Raw genomic sequence first — 20388 nt, forward strand, 5'->3', positions numbered from 1 at the left:
CGCCCCGGCCCCCCTCACGCGCGGCCGAACAGGCGATCGATGTCGGTCGCGTCGAGCGCGCGCCACTGTCCCGCGGGCAAGTCATCGAGTGCCAGATTGCCGACCTGGAAGCGATGCAGCGCCGCGACGTGGTTGCCGACGGCGGCGAACATGCGGCGTACCTGGTGGTAGCGGCCTTCGTGCAGGGTCAGGCGCGCCAGCCGCGGCTGCAGCGTCTCCATCGGCGCCGGCAGCAGCGGCGTCTTCTCCGATTCCAGCAGCAGGCCGCCGCTGGCGAAGACGGCAGCCTCGTCGCCGCGCAGATCCTGCGCCAATGTCGCTTCGTAGCATTTGGAAATATGAGACTTCGGCGAAATGATCCGGTGCAGCAGGCCGCCATCGTCGGTCAGCAGCAGCAGGCCCGAGGTATCGCGATCGAGCCGCCCGACCGGCGACAGCAGCGGATCGCGATAGCGGTAGCGGCGCGGCAGCAGATCGTAGATCAACCGCCCCGGGTCCTTGGTCGAGCAGGTATAGCCCACCGGCTTGTGCAGCATCAGCACCAGCCCCGGCGGCGGATCCAGCGGCTCTCCGTCGATGCGCACCTGCGCCGGATCCACGCGCGTTTCTTCGTCCAGCACCGCGCCGTTCGCATCGGTGATGCGGCCGTCGAGGAACCAGCCGGCGATCTCGCGGCGGCTGCCGTAGCCGAGATTGGCGATGAGGCGTAGCAGTTTCATGGGCGTGGTCCCTGTGCCTGGATGACTTTGAATCCCTGCGCGTCGGCGAGCACCTGCGATCGCGTGAACTGTCGCTGCAACTCCTGCTCGTAGGGCAGGTGCCGGTTCGCGACCAGCAGCAGCCGGCCATCCTCGGCCAGCGCCCTGGCCGCGGCGCGGATGAACGCGCGGCCGAGTTCGGGCTGGTCCGCTCGCCCCTGGTGGAACGGCGGATTGGTCACGATGAAGTCGTAGCGCTGCGGCAGGCCGCGAGCGACGTCGTGCCAGAAAAATTGCGGCGTCGGCGCGGCCACCAGGTCCGCCGCACAGCGCGCCACATTCTCGCGCGCCAGTTCCAGCGCGCGCGCCTCGGCTTCATACAGGTGAATTTCTGAAACCTGTGGACAACGCCGCATCACTTCGCAGGACAGATAGCCGTAGCCCGCACCGAGGTCGGCGCCGCGGCCGGCGAGATCCGGTGGCAGGTGCGCGGCGAGCAGGGCGGATGCCGCATCGATGCGGTCCCACGCAAAGAGCCCGGGACGGCTCTGGAAACGCCCGTCGGCGATGAGCCGCGGCGCTTCCTCATCCTTCCAGCGCTGCGCCAGCGCGCTATCGATGCGCGCCGCGTCGACGTGCAGCCAGAACACACGGCATTTGTGCTTGGACAGCTGCGCCACGGGACCGGCCAGCGCTTCGAGATCCGCCTGGATCGCGCGCGCACCTTCATTGTTCGCGACGCTCGCCAGCACCAGTCCACCCGGCGTGGCATGTTCGAGCGCGCGCACCAGCAGCGCGCGCGCCTCGCCGCGCTGGCGCGGCGGCAGCAGCAGCACCGCGTCGAAGCGCCCGACCGCCTGGGCGGTCACCTCCACGCCGTGCAGCGGCAAGGCATCGGCGAACGGACGGAAGCTCTGCTCGGCGACGATGGCCACAGCCGAATGCAACGAGCGAAACTGCTGCAGTCCCTGCCCGTTACGCGCACGCAGGAACAACAGCCGGGCCGGCGGCCTCAGCGCGCCGTCAAGAAACGGTAGAAACAACGCCTGCAAGGCCGAATCGTCCACGGCTCCCCTGATCGATGCGCGCGCAGTCGGTGGCGCGGGCGCGTAGGTTAACCGGGATCACGCCGGGCAGGCTTCAGCTCAGGCTAAGCTCCAGCCTAGTGGACTGCGCTGCCCAGTGCAGCCACCTGTCAGGGAGTGATCGATGTCTTCTCGTCTTCTGCGTGTGCTGCCGGCCCTGCTCGTCATTGCCGGCTGCAGCCCGGCGCAACCGCCCGTAGCCACTGCCTCCGCCGTTCCTCCCAACGCTCCCGTGAGCTGCCTCTCCACGCTGCCCGCGCCAGCGCTGATCGCGCCAGCGGCCTCGCTGTACACCCAGGAATTCGCCGCGGCACCGCTCGACGCGACCGGGCTGCGTTGCATCGCCAGTGTCCTGGGAAATACGCGTTTCGCCTCGCCGGACGTCTACGACAGCCGCTATGCCGCAGTCCAGGCGGCGCTCGGCGACGACAAGGACCTGCGCTGGTCCACGGTTGCGCACGGACGCGTGCAGTTGCTGCGCATTGCCCAGGGCACCGCAGCGACCACCTGGCTGCTGCGCATCGACACGGATCTTGCGCCGGAAGGCCGTCGCCATGACCTGATCTTCACTACCGATACGCACGGCGCACTGCGCGACCAGATGCTGGTCGGCGGCGAAAGCGTGCAGTACCGGCGCAACGTCGATCTGCGCAGTCCGGCCCAGTTCACCGTGCTCCAAAGCAGCGACCGCGTGCCTCAGACCCGGCCCGACTACAACGCCGCGTTCCGCATCGACGACAGCGGACGCATCTCGCACGACGCGAACGGCACGACCGCCGCGCTCGATCCGGCTGCCGTCAACAGTTCAGCCGCGGCCGACGACGGTGCCGACTCCGAACCCAGCGAAAGCGCGACCTCGATCGAAGCGGTGGACGGCGCGCCGGGCGACACCGAGGCAGTACGCCGCCTGCTGTTCTCCGATTCCGGCGTCATCGAGGAAGTCGTGCAGACACAGACGCTTGCCGACGGCAGCCTGGCCGTGCTCGCGGTCGGTCGCAACGACATTGCCGGGCTGGTGCTGTACATCTTCCGCCCGCACGCCGTGAGCGCGAACCGGCGCACCGAGTACTACGTCTCGAGCATGACCTTTCCGGAACCGCGTCGGGCGCTCGGCGGCGAACTCGGCGCCGTGAGCTGGAAAGCCGCCAAGGACAGCGTGGCCATCGCGCTGTCGATGCGCTACGAATTTCCGCGAGAGGGCGGCAGTGAGGAAACCGGCGAGCCCGCGAGCCGTACCGTCGACCGGCAACTGCATGCGCGCCTCGACCTGACGAGCGGCGATCTGCAACGCACCAACGAGTGATGCGGCGCGCCGTCGTACCGTCAGTGGTCAGACCGTGGCGCCGTGACGCGGCAGCAAACTACCGCACGCGCTGGGGTTCCATCGCCTCGACGCTACGCTCGATCAACTGTGCGAGCACGGCCAAGTCGATGCCAGCCAGGGACTTGATGTACAGGCAGGACTTGCCCGTCTTGTGCTTGCCGAGCGCGGCGAGCAGATCCTCGCGCGTGTCGAAGCCCGGCATGATGTAGAGCGTCAGGTCGTTCTTGCGCGGCGCGAATCCGACGATGGGCCAGTCGCCTTCCTGGCCGCTGGCGTAGCGATAGCGATAGCGCCCGAAGCCGACGATGCTGCTGCCCCAGATGACGGCTTTCTCGCCGGTCGCCTGCTGCATCAGCGTGGCTACCGTTGCGCAATCCGCGCGGCGCACGGGATCGGCCACGCCGGCGAGAAATTCCTTCAGGGTCGTCTTCGTCGGCTGGGTCTTGGCTTCGGACATGGCAGCTCCGGTGTTTGGACTGGGTTGCACAGGACGATACGGCGCAACCCTACGCGCGGCTTCGCTCCGGCCGCAAGCTCGGTACGCGGTGCCGGCCCCGAAGCGCCCGCGTTCCCGGGCGCGTCAGCAGTCGCGAAGGCAAAAACAGGTGCGGCAGTGGCCTGTCAAACGCCACGAAAAAGCCACGATTCCTGCTGTTTACGGCCCGGATTGCGCGCGAGTCTGAGTGCCGCTCCGTTGCCGGCGATCGACAGCATGACCCACGCGCACCGTTCGCCTGCGCCGACACCGGCGCGGCGCCGCTTTCTCGCCGAGGCCGGCGGCCTCGGACTCCTGTTCGCCTGCGCGCCCTTGCTCCGCGCCGAGCCGCGCGTGGCCGCCGCCGGCGACGTGCGGCACTGGCTGGACCAGGTCGAAACCCTGTCTCGCCGTCTGCGCGAGAACACGCTGACCAGCCTGCAATGGCGCAGCGAGATCGATGCCGTGAACACGGCAGCACCGCTGGCCGAGTACCTGCCGCAGCTGCAGTTCGATCGCGCGCTACAGGCCATGCAGCGCGCGGGCAAGGATCCGGCGAAGACCTTCATCCGCCTCGGCGACATCGACGGCGGCCCGGCACAGGCCGCGTTCGCCGCCGCGTACTTCGTGTTCGCCAAGGGCCAGGTCATCACGCCGCATGGCCATCGCGGCATGGTGTCGGCGCATGCCGTGGTCAGCGGCCGGCTGCACGCGCGCACCTACGACCGGCTCGGCCGCGACGGCGATGCGCTGCTGCTACGGCCGCGGCTGGATACGCGGGCGCAGCCCGGCTTCAGTGCCGCGATCAGCGCGATCGAAGGCAACGTGCACTGGTTCGTCGCCGAACGCGATGCGTCGGCGACGCTCGACGTGATCGTGCAGGACGTCGACGCGAACGGCCGCGAGTTCGCGATCGAACTCGTCGATCCGCTTGCCGCGAAACCCGACGCGGACGGCACGATCCGCGCGCCGCTGATCAGCTGGGAAGAATCGTCGCGGCGCTACCAGGGCGCGGCCGGCTGAGCGTCGCCGTCACGAGGCCAATGCCTTGGCCATCGCCGCAAGCTTCGCCACTGTGTTCATGTTGCGCGCGGTGCCGGCGTTCGCGGCCGGGACCTTCAGTTTGGAATCGGCCATGCCGTCGCCGTAGTGAATATAGATTTCGCGTGCGCCGAGTGCCATTTGCTCATCCTTGACGTGGCTGGCGCTGGCCAGGCAGTCACGCGGTGGCGGCGTGTCGAGGAATACCGCGACGACGCGGTTCGGCCTGGCCTCGGGAAACGGATTCGCGGCGAGCACCGCGGCCATCTCCCCGGCCGTGCGCACGAACACGCCGACTGGCTTGCCGGCATAGGCTTCGAGTGCCGCGGCCAATGCGTCGCGCACCGCAGCCTCGCTCTTGCGCGACGTGAACACCACGTTGCCGCTCGCGATATAGGTCCTGATGCCGGCAAACCCGCAGGCCTCGCACATCGCCGCGAGTTCGGCCATCGGCAGTTTGCCGGTGCCGCCGACGTTGACGGCGCGCAACAGTGCAACGAAGGCGGGCATGACGAACTCCGGATCGGGACGGGCGCCATCTTAGGCCGCGCGCCGCGACGGCGGCCAGCCTGCACCGAGGCGGGCGCAGGCATTTCGACACGCCGCCTGCGCAACGGCACAATCGCGCCATGTCGAGTCCCTCCGCCGCCGCCATCACACGCCATCACACCGATCCGACCGAGAGCAACGCGGCATTCCTGCAGCGCCATGCGGCACCGGCACGTATTGGCCTGGCCGGCGGCAGCGCGCTGATCGACCGCGGCATCCGCAAGGCGCAGCGCCTGATCACCCACGATGTCGCCGGCAGTGCCTGGTCGCACGCCTTCCTGTTCGGCGAGCAGCGCAGCGACGGCCACTGGTGGGTGCTGGAATCCGACCTGGACCTGCGCCACAAGCAGATACGTCTTGGCGCGCAGGAAAATCGGCTCGCGAAATATTCCGATACGGCCGAATGGCCCAATCTCGCCGTGCTGGATTTCGGCCTCGATGCGGACGCGAGCCGCCGCGTGGTTGCCGCGGCACTGGACCTGCTCGCCGACGCGACGCGCTACTCGCTGCGCGAAATCGTCGGCACGCTGCTCGCGCTCGCACGCCCGACCCTGCGCGAGCGCGACAACCTGCTCGCACGCGAGAACTCGCTGTACTGTTCGGCCTTCGTGCAGCACTGCTATGCACGCGCCGGAATCAGCTTCGTCGCCGGCCTCAGCATCAAGAACACGACACCGCACGACATCGCGCGTACCGCGCTGCCGCATCGCGCGCACTATCTGCTGCGCCAGTCCGGCGCGAGCGCCTGAACCGCAGACCGCGATGGCTGCCCTGGCCGGCCACAAGCGCAAGTAGCGAGTGGAGAGAAGTGAGAAGCGAGCAAGCGCGAAGCCGCGTCTCCTTGCCCGCTTCTCACTGCTATAGACTGTTTTCTGCCTCCAACGGACATCGCTCCACAATCTCGTGCACGCCGCGGCCTATGACGCTGCGGATCAGCACGAATTCCTGTGCCTGCCAGGCCACGGTGTCCAGCGCGATCTCCACGGCCAGAGGTCGCGTCACATGGCGCAGCATCACGTGCGCTTCGAAGCGCGACACCGCCGGCCGGCTGAGGCCGTGCGCGTGCTGGGCACGCCCGATCATCGTACGCAGAATGCGCAGTGCGGAGCCGGTCGCCGAGCTGCCGCGCAGCACCAGTGCGTGGTGGTCGCCGCCGAGGCGGAGATTCGCGAGACGATCGAAACCGACATCGACCGCCGCCGCGCGCACGGCCCGCGCCGCGCGCTGCAACGCGGGCAACACCGGCTCCCGCAGCCGTTCTGTGCGGCCAATTCCGCACAGCGCGACGTGCAGGTCGCCGAACTTGACCGAGCGCCCGTCCAGCCCGTGCTCGCGCACGACGCGATCGAGCTGCTCAACCATGACTGCGCGCGCCGTCAATGGTGGCTGCAGCGCGAAGAAATAATGCTCGCGCTCGTTGACGTGTTTCGAAATATAAGTGTTCATTTCACCAACCTTCCGTCGCGCCGCGCACGAGGGAAGTTCATGGTACCGATGCCATGCCCGTGTTCCGCGACTGCGGCGTTGCGCTACTTGCGCAAATCGTGTCCGATCATCGCCGAGCGCCGCAGATTTGGTTATGCGCGTGTGCGAGAGGCGAGAATTGGACATTGTGGTCGCGGCGAACTGTCGCGCGCGGCTACCGCGGCGTGTCGCCCCCCGAACCCGGCCATCCTGCAGCGCCGCAGCGCGGCGCCTATGCTGCAGCGCAGCTTTCCCCTTCGGACACTGTGCGCGCGCAGGGCGCTATGGCCCACTGCGCACGCCTTCCTGCCCTGAGGTGTGGCCATGTCCGTGTCCGTCTGCTCGTCTGCCAGGCCGCGCTGCCTGGCGCTGCTGCTGTCGCTGTCTGCCGTTGTCCCGTCCGCGCCGCTGCTGGCCCAGACTGAAGTCACCGGCTTCGGTACCAATCCCGGCAATCTGCGCATGTTCAAATATGTACCGCCCGGCCTGCCGGCCGGCGCGCCGCTGGTCGTGGCCATGCACGGCTGTTCGCAGAGCGCAGCGAGCTACGATGCAGAGACCGGCTGGCAGTTGCTCGCCAACCGCTGGCATTTCGCGCTGCTGCTGCCGCAGCAGCAGAGCGCGAACAATTCCAGCACCTGCTTCAACTGGTTCGAGAGCGCCGACACCGCGCGCGGCCAAGGCGAGACACTGTCGATCAAGCAGATGGTCGATCGCATGAAAGCCGACCACGGCAGCGCCAGCGACCGCGTCTATGCGACCGGGCTTTCGGCCGGCGGCGCGATGACGGCGGTGATGCTCGCGACGTACCCGGACGTGTTCGCCGGCGGCGCGATCCTGTCGGGCCTGCCCTACCGCTGCGCAACGAGCCAGACCAATGCGTTTTCCTGCATGAATCCCGGCACCGACCTGAGCCCGGCCCAGTGGGGCGACAAGGTCCGCGCGGCGAGCAGCTGGGGCGGCCCGTGGCCGGTGGTATCGATCTGGCACGGCGATGCGGACTACGTCGTGCGCCCGGCCAACCAGGCCGAACTGATGCAGCAGTGGACCAACGTGCATGGTATCGACCAGAGCGCCGACGTGTCCGACACCGTAGCCGGATTTCCGCACAAGGTATACAGCGATACTTCAGGCCGCCCGCGCGTGGAAACCTATGCCATCACCGGCATGGGCCACGGCACGCCGGTCGACCCAGGCAGCGGCGAGACCCAGTGCGGCACGGCCGGCGCCTACATCCTCGATGTGAACATCTGCTCGAGCTATCACATCGGGCGCTTCTGGGGCCTGGATGATCTCGACGGCAGTGCACCGAGCGTCACGCTGACCGCGCCGGCCGATGCGAGCACCGTCAGCGGCACCGTCACGCTGAGCGCGAACGCGAGCGACGACGTGGGGCTGGATCGCGTCGACTTCCTGCTCGACGGCAACCTGCTCGGCAGCGATGCGTCCGCGCCGTATTCGCTGAGCTGGAACGCAGCCACCGCAAGCAACGGCGCGCATGTGCTGCTGGCGCAGGCCTACGATCTCGCTGGTAACGTCGGCAACTCGGCCGCAGTCAACGTGACAGTTAGCGGTGGCACCAGTGGTGGCGGCGGCACGCCAGTGAAGGTCGTCCTCAACAACGAAGACGCCAACGACGGCTACGTCAAGGCCAATGCAAGCGGTGGCAGCGCCGCGGTCGGCACGCTGGAATCGATCTACGGGCTTGCGATCGGCCGCGGCACCGACGGCCTGTTCAATCGCAGCCTGCTGTCCTTCGACACCTCGGCCATCCCCGACGATGCGACCGTCACTGCGGTCACGCTCGTCGTGGCGTACCGCAGTGCGTCGGGCAACCCATGGACGAATCCGGCCGGAACACCCTGCTCGTCGATGCGCAGAGCGGCTGCCTGGTCGGGTGCGCGATCGAGGCGACAGACTGGTCGGCGGCAACGACAGCCAGCGGCGTCGCTCAGATCGCCGCATTCACCGGCGGCAGCCAGACCAGCACGCTGTTCTCGGCCGCGGGCCTGAGCGCGATCAACCGGACCGGACGCACCCAGCTGCGGTTGCGCTTCAGCGCGAATCCGACCACGACGAACTATGTCTGGATCGACAAGGGCGCCGCGGCGAAGCTCAACGTGACCTACCAGCCCTAGCCCTGCCGACGGCCGGCGATGCGCGCATCGCTGGCCGTCGTTCCGGCCGTTAGCGCAGGATGCTTCGCCGATCGATCTCTCGGCAGCGACCGAATGCGTGGCGGACCTGGTCGCTGCGCAGGGGCGTCACAAGCGCCAGCAGATGCGCCGTGACGCGACCGGACACGCTCAGCCCGCAATCAATGCCAGCGCCGAGCCCGAGAACGCGACCACGGCGGAATAGTCCTTCGGCGTCTGCGCCGCCGGCAGCGGGGCGGCCGCAGCGGTGCCGAACTGCGTCACGCCCTTGCCGATCTGGTGGCGCAGGTCGTAGCGGCGGCCGGCGAACTCGAACGGCTCGCTGATCAGCAGTCGGGCGGAAAATACGTTGGAAGAAATCAACGGCTGCGCCGGGCTGGCGCTGCTGTCGACAGTCGTGCCGACGACGACGCTGACGCGCCGGAACGTGGCGATGCGCTGGCCCCGGGCGAAGCTCGATGGTTCATCGAAATCACCCGCGGGATCGGTCTGCAGATAGACCGAAAAATCGCCGACCGGATCGAGCGCAAGGCTCAGGCTGCCGTTGCTGACGCCGGTGCCCGTGAACGGCTCCGCGGCGAAGGTGAAATGCGCCGTCGCTTCACCGGGACTGCCCCGGAACAGGCTGGCCTCGATGCCGGCCAGATGCAGGAAATAGCCGTAATCGGCCAGGCTGCCATCAGGGCGTGCGTAAAAACGGCCGGTGACGTACCAGGCCAGTTCGCCGGGCAGGAGCAGGGACATGACAACCTCACGTGTAGGGAAGCAGACGCGGCAATGTCAGGTAATCGCCGCGATGGCGCAAGATGGCAGCCTCGACATTGCGTGATGCGTGGCGGTCTGCATCGCCGAGACGACCGCGCGCGGCCGAGATGGGCCAGGACGCCGCCCTATTTGAAAACGGTCTGCGGACCGGACGAAGATGGCGACCCGACTTTGCGGAGCCCGCCATGTATGGACTGATCGGAAATTTCGTCGCCGTTCCGGGCCAGCGCGATGCGCTGGTGGCCTTGCTGCTCGACTGCACCGACGACATGCCGGGCTGCCTGAGCTATGTCGTCGCCACCGACCCCAAGCAGGCCGATACGGTCTGGATAACCGAAGTCTGGACCGACGAAGCCAGCCACAAGGCCTCGCTCGCGCTGCCGGCCGTGCAGGCGGCGATCAAGCAGGCCATGCCGTTGATCGCGAGTTTCGGCGAAGGCACGCAGACGGTGCCCGTCGGTGGCTACGGCCTGGGCCGCGGCGCGGGTTGATCCGACGCGTGGCTGATGGCCTCGGGCGAGCCGCTGGCGGCCTGGGGCGCGTCGTGGGCTGAACGCGTGCGCCGGTGGCGGTCGCTGGCGGCGCGGCCACGGCCGGCCTCGCCCTCGCGGGCTGCCGGCGCCGCAGCAACTCCATGACGCGTTCGTCGGCCTGCGCATCCGGCGGATCGAGCCCTTGCTGGCGGCGCCAGGCGCGAAGGATCTCGACCGTGTCGGCGTCGAGCGTGATGGTGATCCCGACCGACTGGGCGCGGGCGCCTGCCGGCACCGCACACAACAGCGTCATGGAGAGCGCCAATGCCGCGGCGGACAGGGCGCCTGCCGTCATTCGGAAGGGCTGATGCATACGACCTCCTGCGCGTCCGCGCGAGCCGTCCGGCCCGCCACGATCGGCGATTGCCGTTCGATGAAATTGGATCCTGCCGCGGGAAAAACAATCGTGAAAATTTCACCGATCGACGATTTGGCTTCTGAACATGACGCGCACGACCGGTCGACGCCGTCATGCACTGCAGCATCGGCGGAAATCGGTGGCCGCCTGGACATGAAGCGCACTCAAGCGCAGAAGACCGCGCCCAGGGACGGGTTAATCACGGCGACTTCAGCCGGCAGGGCGGCTTGCGTGAGCGGCCGTGAACGTGAGGTTCGTACAGACCCGCCGCACTACCGCGGGAATCTTTGCGCGTTGCAGCACAAGCTGAAAGTATTTATACACTTATTTCACAAAGCACCAGTGGTTCCTCCCAGCATGTAGTGATGGAAATGCGCAGAGCGACAATGCCGCGCCACACCAACCCTTACGCCTCGCCGACGACCGCTGCAGGACCCGCCGACCGGAATCACAGCGCCGGCCCGACAGAGCGCGCCGACCGTCACTGCCGACTCCCCGTAGATGTTGCCCACCGCCGCCTTTGCGCGAAGCGGGGCGACCGCTGCCTGTCGCATCGGCCCGGGAACCGCGTTTCCGTGACGTGCCTCCACCGCGGCTGCGCCAGCCTGCGGCAGACTGGCAGCCACTCTGCGCTTCCGGAAATCCGCATGGACCTGCAACGCCGCGCTGCCCTGCTCGAGCGCCTTCGCGACTACGGCCTCGACGCCTCGCCGCCGCGCGCCGGCATGGCCTTGCCGCTGATCGATCTGGACGCGTTCTTCGTAGGCAATGACGATGCGCGCAGCATCGGCCCGCAGATTTCAGGCGCGCATCCGGGAATTCCCGCGCTGCAGGCGACGCTGCGCGACATCGCGGCGCGCGAGGATGTCAGCCACGTCCTCGTCGAAGCGCAGGACGCGCAATGGGCCTACGACTCCGATGACGAATGGGTCGTCGCGACGCGCGTGGTGATCGTCACTTCCGCCGACGCGGCGGACATCGACGGCTGGAAGCAGCAGCTCCACGTCACCGCCGCCGCGAAAGGATTTCCCCAGCCCATCGCACCGAACGCACCTGCAGTGCCGGTCGGGCACACGGCCTGGCATCTGGTGTGGACCTGAACCCGGGCCAGCGGTCCCTCGCCGTGCCGTCGTTCAGGCCGGCGCTCCGGTGTTCGTGCGGGGTGAGCCGCCCGCATTCCTGCGCGCCTCAGCCAGAATCGGATCGGCTCGCCGCAACCAGCGCGCGTGTGCGCATACGCAGGCCGCGCCGCGGACGCGATCAGCGCATCGCGGCGATGCGTTCGGCTTCGAGACGACGACGCAGGTACTCGTCGCGGCTCAGGCCGTCGGGAATCCGCGCCATCGCCATGACCTCGGCAACGATGACCTGCTCACGGGATTTGTACTGTACGAATGCCGCGTCGCTGCGCTGCTGCGCGACCCACTGCGCTTCGCGGCGTTCGCCATCGCGTCCATACGCCGTCACGATGGCCGCCATCCGCTCGGCACGTTCCGCGTCGGACAGCCCACTGGCCTCGATGAGGCCCAGACGCAGGTTCATGGCCTCGCCGGCCGACATGTGGCGCTCACGCTCATAGCGCCCGATCTCGGCCTCGATCCACTGCGCTTCGCGAGGGTCCGCCGGAGCGTCGCTGTGCGTGGCGTCAGCGAAGAAGCGCCGCGCGCGGTCGTTGAACTGTTCGCGCTCCAGATAGGCGCGGGCTTCCGGCGTATCGAGCAACGCCGCGTCGACGGTGACGGACGCCTGTGCCGGCAGCGCCGCGGCGCCCTCGACACCTGCGCGCGATGCAACCGGCGCCACGCCACTGGCCACGACGTCCGGCGATCTTCCGTGCGACGGCGGTCCGTCGGCACGCCACAGTGGCCGCAGCGCAGTGCCGGTAATCAGCACTGCGCCCGCCACCACGACGATACGCGCGAGGCCTCGCCGCCGCTGGCGGCGGGCGGTAATCATCGGTGGTTCTCCCCTGCGCTCACGAGCCCCTCCATCCGTCGAAGCCGCAGGCAGCCGGAATGCGCGAAGCACGCATCCCGGCTGCCACGTCCGTCACAGCAGCTGATCGACAGTCCAGTACAGCAGGTTGAAGGGCTTGGCGCGGTCGGCCGTGTCGTTCGCCTCGCTCGCATCGAGCACGACGCCGCTGCCGTCCAGCACGCTGTCGATGAAGTTCTTCAGCTGCAGGCCGCGCTCCTGCACGTCGCCGTTCTTGAAATCGACGATGGTCGTGCAGTGGCTTTCGTTGAGCGCGCGGTACTGCGGGAAATAGCCGCCGAAGTTCACCAGTCCGTCCAGCGTCGTGCGCAACCGGCCGGTATCAATGTCCCATTTCGCATGGACCAGTGCTTCCTTGGCCGCCTGGTTCGGCGCGTTGGCGATCTCCGGATAAAAGCGCTCGTACGAATAGCCCGAGAAATTCAGGTCCTTCCAGAAATGCGTATGGCCGAGGCGATCGTTCGGAAAACGCGCCGACAGCGCCGGATACAGCGTGCCGAGGTTCGTCGTGTTCAACAGCGGCAGATTGGCCGCAAGGTAGGACACCGGACCGCCCGGAGCGTCGAGGCCCCAGACGCTGCGGATCAGCGTCGCCAGCGGCACCGACGGGTACTGGGCCGGGTTGCCGCCGACTGGCGAGGCGAAGATCGGCCCGGAATCATTGATGAGGTAGCCGCGGTCCGGCGCGAGGTCGCGGCGCAACGCCGGATAGTTGGTCAGACTGCCGGCACCGCCGGCGCTGCAGCCAGTGGACAGCATCTGCGTCGGCCGCGGCAGGTTGTCCTTGAGCCAGGCCACGACCGCGCGCGTGTTGCGCACGCCGTTGTGGTGCCAGATCAGCGACGGATTGACCCCGCTCGGGTCGGTGTAGACGGCCACCTTGTCGCCGCTGTAGATATCGCCGGTGCAATAAGGGACATAGACCATGTTCCAGTTCTGCGTCTTCACCCCATCGAATGGGCTCACGCGCGTCACGAACGGACTGACCAGGCTCGCACCCGGATTCATCAGCGACATATAGTCGTCAGGTATGCCATTGGGGTTGCGCGCGCCGCGCACGCCGGTCTGGCCGGTGCAGCTCGCGTAGTCCCAACAGGCGCCGCCGCCTTCCATATAGACGATGGTGTTGCGCGTATTGGCCACGCGATTGACGAAGAACTTGTAGCCCGAGCCATTGCCGCAGACCGCGCCGGTCTGTGGCGCGAGCTGGATGGTCTGCCACTCGCCGTAGGCGCCGGGGCGGAAGCCGTCGGCGAAACCGGCCGGATTGGACTGCAGCGGGTACTGACCCGTGCGCTGAGCCGGCGTGACCGGATTGTCGGCGCGCGGCGGCGACACGAGGTTGGCGAGGGTCTGCCAGAACGAATAATCGCCGAGCTCGGCGCGAGCCGGTGCAGCCGCGGCGGCGGCAACGAAGCCGCCGACGACGGCGGCCAGGACGTGATGCTTGAGCATGCCACTGCCTCCAGGGAAAGGACATTGACGACATTGGGAACTTCGGATGCCGACCGTCGCGAGCCGATGGCCGGGCCGGGCGAGTCTTTGCTTGTGCCGCGGCGACAGCGAGGGTCGCAGCGGCTATACAAGGGGGGAAAAACGGCCAAGCCACGTTGTGGACAATGCTGCGAGGCAGCATGGGCGACCGCGCGTGAGCCGGCGCCTGGCCCCCATGTGTGCGGCAGTGCCGACACGATGATGGTCGCGGTCTGCGCAGCTGCGACGCGCAAGCCTGCGCGGGTCGCGCGGTCAGGCTCCGCGCTGCTGCGTCGGCGTGCGTCCGGTCCAGCGCTTGAACGCGCGACGGAATTCGCGTACGTCGCCGAAGCCGACTTCGCTGCCGATCTGCGCGATGGTCAGGCGCCGGTCGCGCAGCAGTTCCAGCGCGCGCGCGCAGCGTACGCGATCGTGGATCACGGTGAAGCTCGCGCCTTCGTCGGCGAGCTGGCGCCGCAGGGTGCGCTCGCTGCGGTACAGCGATATCGCCACTTCGGGCAGACGCGGGTTCTGGCTCACGCGCAGGCGCAGCTGGCGCTCGACCGCGGCGACCGTCTCGCTATGCAGGGCCGGCGCGTCCTGCAGCTCGCGCAGCAGCGCGGCCAACGCCTGGCGCGAGGTGACGGGATTGTAGTTCGCGAATGGCTGGTCGAGCGCCTGCGCGTCGACGACGAGTCGGTTGTGCGCAGCGTCGAAATGCAGCGCGCAGCCGAACAGCGCGCGGTAGTCGTCGACATGCGGCGGTGCGGCATACGCCAGTTCGAGCCGCAGCGGCCGCAGCGCCGGCCCGACCAGCTCGCGCGCGACGGCGAGCACGCTCGCGAACATTTCCTCGCAGAGAAACGGCAGCACCACGGGATCGTGCAGCGGCGCGCGCGCATGCAGCGCGATCTCGCCGGGGGCGTGTTGCTCGATATGAAGTTCCAGCAGCGCGCCGGTCGCGCGCTGGTGGGTGATGCCGATCGTTACGGCGTCGACGAAGCTGCGCGCGGTCTTCATGGCCAGACCGAGCAGGCCGAAGCTGCCGATGTCCTGGCGCCGTCCAAGCTGCAGACCGAGGTCGGGATCCGGCAGGCTGCGCAGCGCGCGCCGGATGATGCTGACCGCCTGGCGGTACGACACTCTCGCACTCGGGTCGCAGACGTCGCCAGGACTCAGGGCGAAGCCGGCGAACCAGCCGCTCGCATCGATGCCGCGTTCCTGCGCAAGCTGCACGAGGCTGCAGAGCATGTTCGTCGGCAGCACTGCTGCGGTCAGTCGTGGATCGTCGATCGCGTTGCTTGCCTGCACCATCGTGCGTTTCTGCCGCTTGGCCGCTTTGCCCCCCTTAGTATGCCGTTCGCGCCCTTACTTGTGATGCGGCGACCGCACAAGACTGCGTCGATACCCGGCGGCGGAGTTTCCCATGCGTCATTGCCTGACTGTCTTCGCAATCGCGCTGGCGCTTGCCGGCTGCGGCGAATCCACGCCGCCCGCGCCCGCGGGCGATGCGAGCTATGCACCCAAGCTGCAGCAGCAGCTGCTCGACGCAAAGCCCGGCGACGTCATCGAGATTCCCGCGGGCCGCTTCGCCTTCGACCGCAGCCTCACCCTGCGCGCAAGCGGCATCACCATTCGCGGCGCCGGCATGGACAAGAGCGTGCTGAGCTTCAAGGGACAGAAAGCCGGCGCCGAAGGCCTGCTCGTCAACGGCGACGATTTTCTCATCGAACACCTGACGATCGAGGATTCCAAAGGCGACGGCCTCAAGATCAGCGAATCGAAGAACGTCACGATGCGCGGCGTCAAGGTGCAGTGGACCGGCGGACCGAGCACGAGCAACGGCGCCTACGGCCTGTATCCGGTCAAGACCACGAACGTGCTGATCGAGGACTGCGTCGCGATCGCCGCATCCGACGCGGGCATCTACGTCGGCCAGTCCAGGGACGTGGTCGTGCGGCGCAGCCGCGCCGAGTCCAACGTCGCCGGCATCGAGATCGAGAACACCATCAACGCGGACGTCTACGACAACGTCGCGACCAACAACACCGGCGGCATCCTCGTATTCAACATGCCCGCGCTATCGCAGCAGGGCGGGCAGATCCGCATCTACAGGAACAGGATCATCGCCAACAACACCGGCAATTTCGGCGCCAAGGGCACGCCCGTCGCGAGCGTGCCGGCCGGTTCGGGCATGGTCATCAACTCCAACGACGACGTCGAAATCTTCGACAACGACATCGCCGACAACGCGACCGCCAACATCATCGTGTCCAGCGTCTACTCCACCGGCTACAAGGACAGCAGCATGGCCGACGGTTTCGATCCGTATCCGGAGCGCATCTACATCTACGGCAACCGGCTCAAGGGCGGCGGCGATTCGCCCGACGGCCTGGATCTCAAGGCGCTCAAGGTCGCCGCGATGGGTTTCTCCGGCCGTTTTCCGGATGTGCTCTGGGACGGCTACTACAACAAGGATCGCAAAGTGGACGGACAGCCGGCGAGCGGGCCGCAGATCTGCCTCGAAGACGTCTCCGGCGTCATCAATGCCGACGGCCCGAACGGCTACGACGATCCGAACACCGACATGACACCGTTCCGCTGCAGTCTGCCCAAGTTGCCGGCCATCGACCTCGGCCGGGGCTGACGGGCATGCGTACGACGGCGCGGCTCGGCGCGCTGCTGGTGCTGACGTTGCTCGCCGCCTGCGCGCGCGAAATGCCACCCGTGTCCTTCCACGCGAGTGGCATGCCGCAGAAGCTGTCGGAATGGCATCTGCTCGCCAGCGACGGGCGCACGCTCGCGCTCAACAGTGGCGTGCTGCCGTACGACCTCAACACCCCATTGTTCAGCGACTACGCGCACAAGCTGCGCACGCTGTGGATGCCCCCCGGCGCGAGCGCGCGCTATACGAGCGAAGCCGCGTTCGATTTTCCGGTCGGCACCGTGATCAGCAAGACCTTCTACTTTCCGCTGCCGGCGGGCGGCTGGGACGGAAAGACCGTGCAGCGCGGCGATCCCGCACAGAGCCTCGCCACCGGCGAAACGATCGACCTGCGTCGTGTCCGCCTGATCGAGACACGCCTGCTCGTGCGCCGCGACGACGGCTGGGTCGCCCTGCCCTACGTGTGGGACGCAGACCAGCGCGACGCGACCTTGCAGCGCATCGGCGCGCTCGTGTCGCTGGACCTGGCCGCGGCCGACGGCACGCGCGAGGAACTTGCCTACCAGGTGCCCGACCAGAACCAGTGCGCGAGCTGCCACAACACCGACAACCTCGCGCGCGTGCTGCAGCCGATCGGACTGAAGGCGCGACATGTGAACCGCGACTTCGACTATCGCGGCGGCGCGGCGAACCAGCTCGTTGCGATGAAGGCCGCCGGCTATCTCGCCGAGGCGCCGCCTCCGGCCGCGGCCCCGCGCGCGGCCGACGCGCGCGATGCCAGGACCGATCTCGCGGCGCGCGCGCGCGCCTACCTCGATATCAACTGCGGCCACTGCCACAGCGCGAAGGGACCGGCCAATACGTCGGGACTGTTCCTCGACACGGCGACCGAGCCCGGCATTCACTTCGGTTTCTGCAAACAGCCGGTCGCCGCCGGCAAGGGCACCGGCAACCGCCTCTACGATATCAAGCCCGGCGATGCCGCCGGATCGGTACTGCTGTACCGCATGGAAAGCACCGATCCCGCGGTGATGATGCCGGAGCTCGGCCGCTCCGTCGTGCATCGCGAAGGCGCGCAGCTCGTCAGCGACTGGGTGAATGCGCAGCGCGGGGACTGCAACCGGTGAGGTGCCGCGGGAGCCACGTTCGCGCATGGCCTCGCAAGACACCGGCATGACACGAGCGAAAAACTGAAAACGAAAAAAGCAACACCAGAAGACCAGCCAACCCCGGGGAGCGGACCATGCAACCGATTCGTCGCCATCTCGTCGTCAGCCTGCGCCAGGCGTTCGTCACCACCCTGGCCATCGCCAGCGCGCCACTCCATGCGCAGGAGGAGGCAACACTCGAGAGGATCGTCGTCACCGCGCAGAGCCGCGAACAGGAGCTGCAGGACGTGCCGATCGCGATCCAGGTCGTCGACGACAAGCTCATCGGTCAGACCACGGCCTACGACCTGCAGGACATCGACAATTTCGTGCCGGGCCTCGTCGTCAGCGGGCAGAAGACGCAGCCCTACTTCGCGATCCGCGGCATCAGCACGGGCGATTTCGGCATCGGCACGGACCCCGCGGTCGGCGTCTATATCGATGGCGTGTATTCGGCGCGTTCCGGCGGTGCGGTGCTCGCGTTCAACGACGTGGAGCGCATCGAGATCCTCAAGGGTCCGCAGGGCACGCTGTTCGGCCGCAACAGCGCGGCCGGTGCGGTCTCGCTGATCACCAAACAGCCCGGTCGCGCGTTCGAAGGCCGCGCGACGACGCGCTTCGGCAGCGACGGCCAGCGCTATCTCGATGCGCTGCTCAATACGCCACTCGGCGAGACCATGGCGCTGCGCGTCAGCGCGCTGCGCAATCAATCCGACGGCTGGCTGCGTGATGCGGCCACGGGCCGCGACCTCAACGGCGAGGACAACGGGGCCGCGCGCGCCGCGTTCCGCTGGGACCTTGCGCCATCGACGAACGCGGTGCTGAGCTGGGACCACGAGCGCCTCGACCAGCTCGCCCGCCCGGCCATCGGCATCGTGCCGCTGCCGCCGTCGCCCGAGCGTCCGACGTCGCCGCCCGACCCGCGCACGTATCTGGATCCGCGCGAAGCACCCGTGTTCAACGACGTCGAAGGCAACGAGGAATCGCGCACCTTCGACGGCGCGACGCTGGCAATCAATCATGACGCCGACTGGGGACATTTCACCTCGACGTCGGCCTGGCGCGAGTTCGACACGATCAACCGCGAGGATGAGGACGGCACGAACCGGCGCGAGCTGTATCTGGATACCGCGAACATCGAGGACAACCGCAGCTTCTATCAGGAGTTCAAGTTCTCCGGCGACACCGGCACGCTGAACTGGGTCGCCGGGGCGAGCTATTACCGCGAAAAGGCGGCGCAGACCTCACAGGTCAACGTGTTCACCGACAGCCTCGACACGCTGATCCTCAACCAGGGTCTCGCGCCGACGCCGACCGGCACGCTGTTCGGCTATTTCAGCGACGTGCTCGGCTCGTTCGATGTGCCGCTGAGTCTTCGCGACCATCGCTGGCGCGAGGAAATGATCAACGGTGCCGACTCGCGCGCCTACGCCGTGTTCGGAGACACCATCTGGAAACTCGGCGAGCGCAGCAACTTCACCGTCGGCCTGCGCTACACGCGCGACGAGAAGAAGTTCAGCTGGCTCAACGGCGCACGCAGCGCGCCGACGCTCGACAGCACCATTGCGCAGCTACTGCCGTTCGTCGCGCAGCTGCCGCCGGAGCTGCAGGAACAGGCGCTGTTCGCGCTCGCCGTCGCCGGCGGCGACATCGTGTTCGCCAACGGCGACCTGGAAGGCGTGACCGTGCGCGACAACGATGCGTGGAGCGACATCAGTCCACGCTTCGTGTTCGACTTCCATGCCACGCCCGACACGCTGTTGTTCGCGTCGCTGGCCAAGGGCTACAAGGCGGGCGGCTACAACAGCCTCGACATCGGCGCGAAGTTCGACAACGAAGACGTCTGGAACCTCGAAGCCGGCATCAAGCAGGTCGTACCCGAGTCCAACCTGCAATGGAACGCGTCGATCTATCACTACGTGTATTCCGACCGCCAGGCCATCCGCCTCGATCCGAACAGTGCCGGCAGCGGCGTGCCGCGCTACCTCGTGGACACCAGTGACGAGAAGGCCTGGGGCCTGGACGCCGGCCTGCAATGGCAGCCGACCGCCGCACTCACGCTCGACGCGAATGCGGCCTTCATCGATGCGACCTACAAGGACAAGGTTGCCGCGAGCGGCGCGGATCTCTCCGGCCAGGCTACCGGCGAGCCCTACCTGTCGTTCTCGCTCGGCGGCCAGTACCGCTGGGACTTCGCCGACGCCGGCGACCTCGTGCTGTCGCTGCGCCACGCCTATCGCGGCAAGAGCCGCTGCAACGCCGATTCGCAGCTGCAGGGCGACTGCAGCGTGAGTCCTAACTTCGACGTCGGCGCCGCGCAGCAGCGTACCGACCTGCGCCTGGGCTGGACCGATGAGAGCCGGCACTGGCGCGTGGCCGCGTTCGCGACCAACCTGTTCGACAAGCGCTATGTGGAGAATGTCGGAAACTATACGACCGACGTGTTCGGCACCACGTACGCGACCATCAGCGCACCGCGCATGTACGGCGTAGAGCTGGGCTACGACTTCTAGTAGTGGCGACGTTCCGGGGTGAGCGCGGGCTCACCCCGACCTCGATGTCCGGGGTGCGCTTGCGCTTTCCCCTATCTGCGCCAATTCCGGTACCGGCAGCCGTGACCGATTCCGTACGCGACCCGCGACGCCGGGCGGAGCGTTCA

At 67.6% G+C, this 20388-nt stretch carries 19 protein-coding genes; 10 read left to right on the forward strand and 9 right to left on the reverse strand.

The window, feature by feature from the left end:
• Window positions 1–14: 14 nt before the first annotated feature.
• Complete coding sequence (locus tag RUU78_RS05600; RefSeq protein WP_313914525.1) at window positions 15–719, reverse strand: pseudouridine synthase; 705 nt, start codon at window positions 717–719, stop codon at window positions 15–17.
• Complete coding sequence (locus RUU78_RS05605; protein ID WP_313914527.1) at window positions 716–1765, reverse strand: methyltransferase; 1050 nt, start codon at window positions 1763–1765, stop codon at window positions 716–718. Before RUU78_RS05605 ends, RUU78_RS05600 begins: the two co-directional genes overlap by 4 nt.
• A gap of 142 nt (window positions 1766–1907) precedes the next feature.
• Between RUU78_RS05605 and RUU78_RS05610 the strand changes: the two genes are divergently transcribed.
• Complete coding sequence (locus RUU78_RS05610) at window positions 1908–3086, forward strand: hypothetical protein (RefSeq protein WP_313914529.1); 1179 nt, start codon at window positions 1908–1910, stop codon at window positions 3084–3086.
• 58 nt (window positions 3087–3144) lie between these two features.
• Here RUU78_RS05610 and RUU78_RS05615 read toward each other — a convergent pair whose 3' ends face one another.
• The gene (locus RUU78_RS05615) at window positions 3145–3564 is read right to left on the reverse strand and encodes a DUF1801 domain-containing protein (RefSeq protein ID WP_313914532.1); all 420 of its coding nucleotides are present in this window, start codon (window positions 3562–3564) and stop codon (window positions 3145–3147) included.
• 255 nt (window positions 3565–3819) lie between these two features.
• On the opposite strand from RUU78_RS05615, the gene RUU78_RS05620 reads away from it, so the two are divergent.
• Entirely contained in the window at window positions 3820–4605 is a 786-nt protein-coding gene (locus RUU78_RS05620) for a hypothetical protein (protein WP_313914534.1), read from the forward strand.
• A gap of 9 nt (window positions 4606–4614) precedes the next feature.
• Here the strand turns inward: RUU78_RS05620 and RUU78_RS05625 are convergent, their stop codons facing one another.
• A complete protein-coding gene (locus RUU78_RS05625; protein ID WP_313914536.1) occupies window positions 4615–5133 on the reverse strand; it encodes a DUF1697 domain-containing protein in 519 nt (172 codons plus the stop codon).
• A 119-nt stretch (window positions 5134–5252) separates the two neighbouring features.
• Here RUU78_RS05625 and RUU78_RS05630 point away from each other — a divergent pair, with 119 nt between their 5' ends.
• Window positions 5253–5921, forward strand: a complete 669-nt coding sequence (locus tag RUU78_RS05630) for a hypothetical protein (RefSeq protein ID WP_313914538.1) — start codon at window positions 5253–5255, stop codon at window positions 5919–5921.
• 109 nt (window positions 5922–6030) lie between these two features.
• On the opposite strand, the gene RUU78_RS05635 is transcribed toward RUU78_RS05630, so the two are convergent.
• Window positions 6031–6618 carry a hypothetical protein gene (locus tag RUU78_RS05635; protein WP_313914539.1) on the reverse strand — a complete coding sequence of 196 codons (588 nt, stop codon included), beginning with the start codon at window positions 6616–6618 and terminating at the stop codon, window positions 6031–6033.
• A gap of 342 nt (window positions 6619–6960) precedes the next feature.
• Between RUU78_RS05635 and RUU78_RS05640 the strand changes: the two genes are divergently transcribed.
• Window positions 6961–8649 (forward strand): PHB depolymerase family esterase, encoded by a 1689-nt coding sequence (locus RUU78_RS05640; protein WP_313914541.1) that lies wholly within the window; start codon window positions 6961–6963, stop codon window positions 8647–8649.
• A gap of 293 nt (window positions 8650–8942) precedes the next feature.
• On the opposite strand, the gene RUU78_RS05645 is transcribed toward RUU78_RS05640, so the two are convergent.
• The gene (locus RUU78_RS05645; protein ID WP_313914542.1) at window positions 8943–9536 is read right to left on the reverse strand and encodes a hypothetical protein; all 594 of its coding nucleotides are present in this window, start codon (window positions 9534–9536) and stop codon (window positions 8943–8945) included.
• A gap of 206 nt (window positions 9537–9742) precedes the next feature.
• Between RUU78_RS05645 and RUU78_RS05650 the strand changes: the two genes are divergently transcribed.
• The 3 genes from RUU78_RS05650 to RUU78_RS05660 all read left to right on the forward strand — a co-directional run bounded on the left by RUU78_RS05650 (window position 9743) and on the right by RUU78_RS05660 (window position 11548).
• Window positions 9743–10048 carry a putative quinol monooxygenase gene (locus RUU78_RS05650; protein WP_313914544.1) on the forward strand — a complete coding sequence of 102 codons (306 nt, stop codon included), beginning with the start codon at window positions 9743–9745 and terminating at the stop codon, window positions 10046–10048.
• Between the two features lie 349 nt (window positions 10049–10397).
• Window positions 10398–10811, forward strand: a complete 414-nt coding sequence (locus RUU78_RS05655) for a hypothetical protein (RefSeq protein ID WP_313914547.1) — start codon at window positions 10398–10400, stop codon at window positions 10809–10811.
• A 284-nt stretch (window positions 10812–11095) separates the two neighbouring features.
• On the forward strand, window positions 11096–11548 hold the full coding sequence (locus tag RUU78_RS05660) for a hypothetical protein (RefSeq protein WP_313914548.1): 453 nt from the start codon (window positions 11096–11098) through the stop codon (window positions 11546–11548).
• Window positions 11549–11708: 160 nt separating this feature from the next.
• Here the strand turns inward: RUU78_RS05660 and RUU78_RS05665 are convergent, their stop codons facing one another.
• From RUU78_RS05665 to RUU78_RS05675, 3 genes are all read right to left on the reverse strand, one after another.
• Window positions 11709–12404: a hypothetical protein gene (locus tag RUU78_RS05665; RefSeq protein ID WP_313914550.1), complete on the reverse strand. Its 696-nt coding sequence runs from the start codon at window positions 12402–12404 to the stop codon at window positions 11709–11711.
• Between the two features lie 93 nt (window positions 12405–12497).
• Window positions 12498–13898 carry a pectin acetylesterase-family hydrolase gene (locus RUU78_RS05670; protein WP_313914552.1) on the reverse strand — a complete coding sequence of 467 codons (1401 nt, stop codon included), beginning with the start codon at window positions 13896–13898 and terminating at the stop codon, window positions 12498–12500.
• A 291-nt stretch (window positions 13899–14189) separates the two neighbouring features.
• The gene (locus RUU78_RS05675) at window positions 14190–15230 is read right to left on the reverse strand and encodes an AraC family transcriptional regulator (RefSeq protein ID WP_313914554.1); all 1041 of its coding nucleotides are present in this window, start codon (window positions 15228–15230) and stop codon (window positions 14190–14192) included.
• A gap of 112 nt (window positions 15231–15342) precedes the next feature.
• Between RUU78_RS05675 and RUU78_RS05680 the strand changes: the two genes are divergently transcribed.
• The 3 genes from RUU78_RS05680 to RUU78_RS05690 all read left to right on the forward strand — a co-directional run bounded on the left by RUU78_RS05680 (window position 15343) and on the right by RUU78_RS05690 (window position 20242).
• Complete coding sequence (locus RUU78_RS05680; protein ID WP_313914556.1) at window positions 15343–16563, forward strand: parallel beta-helix domain-containing protein; 1221 nt, start codon at window positions 15343–15345, stop codon at window positions 16561–16563.
• A gap of 5 nt (window positions 16564–16568) precedes the next feature.
• Window positions 16569–17708 carry an SO2930 family diheme c-type cytochrome gene (locus RUU78_RS05685; protein WP_313914558.1) on the forward strand — a complete coding sequence of 380 codons (1140 nt, stop codon included), beginning with the start codon at window positions 16569–16571 and terminating at the stop codon, window positions 17706–17708.
• 116 nt (window positions 17709–17824) lie between these two features.
• Window positions 17825–20242, forward strand: coding sequence for a TonB-dependent receptor (locus RUU78_RS05690; RefSeq protein ID WP_313914560.1), 2418 nt, complete (start codon window positions 17825–17827; stop codon window positions 20240–20242).
• The last annotated feature ends 146 nt before the right edge of the window (window positions 20243–20388 follow it).

This window comes from Tahibacter sp., from assembly GCF_032229445.1.
GTDB lineage: Bacteria > Pseudomonadota > Gammaproteobacteria > Xanthomonadales > Rhodanobacteraceae > Tahibacter.

Coding starts and splice junctions, on each gene's coding strand:
- RUU78_RS05640 (WP_313914541.1), top strand. CDS start 6,961: ATGTCCGTGTCCGTCTGCTCGTCTGCCAGGCCGCGCTGCCTGGCGCTG.
- RUU78_RS05670 (WP_313914552.1), bottom strand. CDS start 13,898: ATGCTCAAGCATCACGTCCTGGCCGCCGTCGTCGGCGGCTTCGTTGCC.
- RUU78_RS05665 (WP_313914550.1), bottom strand. CDS start 12,404: ATGATTACCGCCCGCCGCCAGCGGCGGCGAGGCCTCGCGCGTATCGTC.
- RUU78_RS05615 (WP_313914532.1), bottom strand. CDS start 3,564: ATGTCCGAAGCCAAGACCCAGCCGACGAAGACGACCCTGAAGGAATTT.
- RUU78_RS05650 (WP_313914544.1), top strand. CDS start 9,743: ATGTATGGACTGATCGGAAATTTCGTCGCCGTTCCGGGCCAGCGCGAT.
- RUU78_RS05635 (WP_313914539.1), bottom strand. CDS start 6,618: ATGAACACTTATATTTCGAAACACGTCAACGAGCGCGAGCATTATTTC.
- RUU78_RS05610 (WP_313914529.1), top strand. CDS start 1,908: ATGTCTTCTCGTCTTCTGCGTGTGCTGCCGGCCCTGCTCGTCATTGCC.
- RUU78_RS05690 (WP_313914560.1), top strand. CDS start 17,825: ATGCAACCGATTCGTCGCCATCTCGTCGTCAGCCTGCGCCAGGCGTTC.
- RUU78_RS05630 (WP_313914538.1), top strand. CDS start 5,253: ATGTCGAGTCCCTCCGCCGCCGCCATCACACGCCATCACACCGATCCG.
- RUU78_RS05685 (WP_313914558.1), top strand. CDS start 16,569: ATGCGTACGACGGCGCGGCTCGGCGCGCTGCTGGTGCTGACGTTGCTC.
- RUU78_RS05600 (WP_313914525.1), bottom strand. CDS start 719: ATGAAACTGCTACGCCTCATCGCCAATCTCGGCTACGGCAGCCGCCGC.
- RUU78_RS05660 (WP_313914548.1), top strand. CDS start 11,096: ATGGACCTGCAACGCCGCGCTGCCCTGCTCGAGCGCCTTCGCGACTAC.
- RUU78_RS05655 (WP_313914547.1), top strand. CDS start 10,398: ATGCATACGACCTCCTGCGCGTCCGCGCGAGCCGTCCGGCCCGCCACG.
- RUU78_RS05675 (WP_313914554.1), bottom strand. CDS start 15,230: ATGGTGCAGGCAAGCAACGCGATCGACGATCCACGACTGACCGCAGCA.
- RUU78_RS05625 (WP_313914536.1), bottom strand. CDS start 5,133: ATGCCCGCCTTCGTTGCACTGTTGCGCGCCGTCAACGTCGGCGGCACC.
- RUU78_RS05645 (WP_313914542.1), bottom strand. CDS start 9,536: ATGTCCCTGCTCCTGCCCGGCGAACTGGCCTGGTACGTCACCGGCCGT.
- RUU78_RS05620 (WP_313914534.1), top strand. CDS start 3,820: ATGACCCACGCGCACCGTTCGCCTGCGCCGACACCGGCGCGGCGCCGC.
- RUU78_RS05680 (WP_313914556.1), top strand. CDS start 15,343: ATGCGTCATTGCCTGACTGTCTTCGCAATCGCGCTGGCGCTTGCCGGC.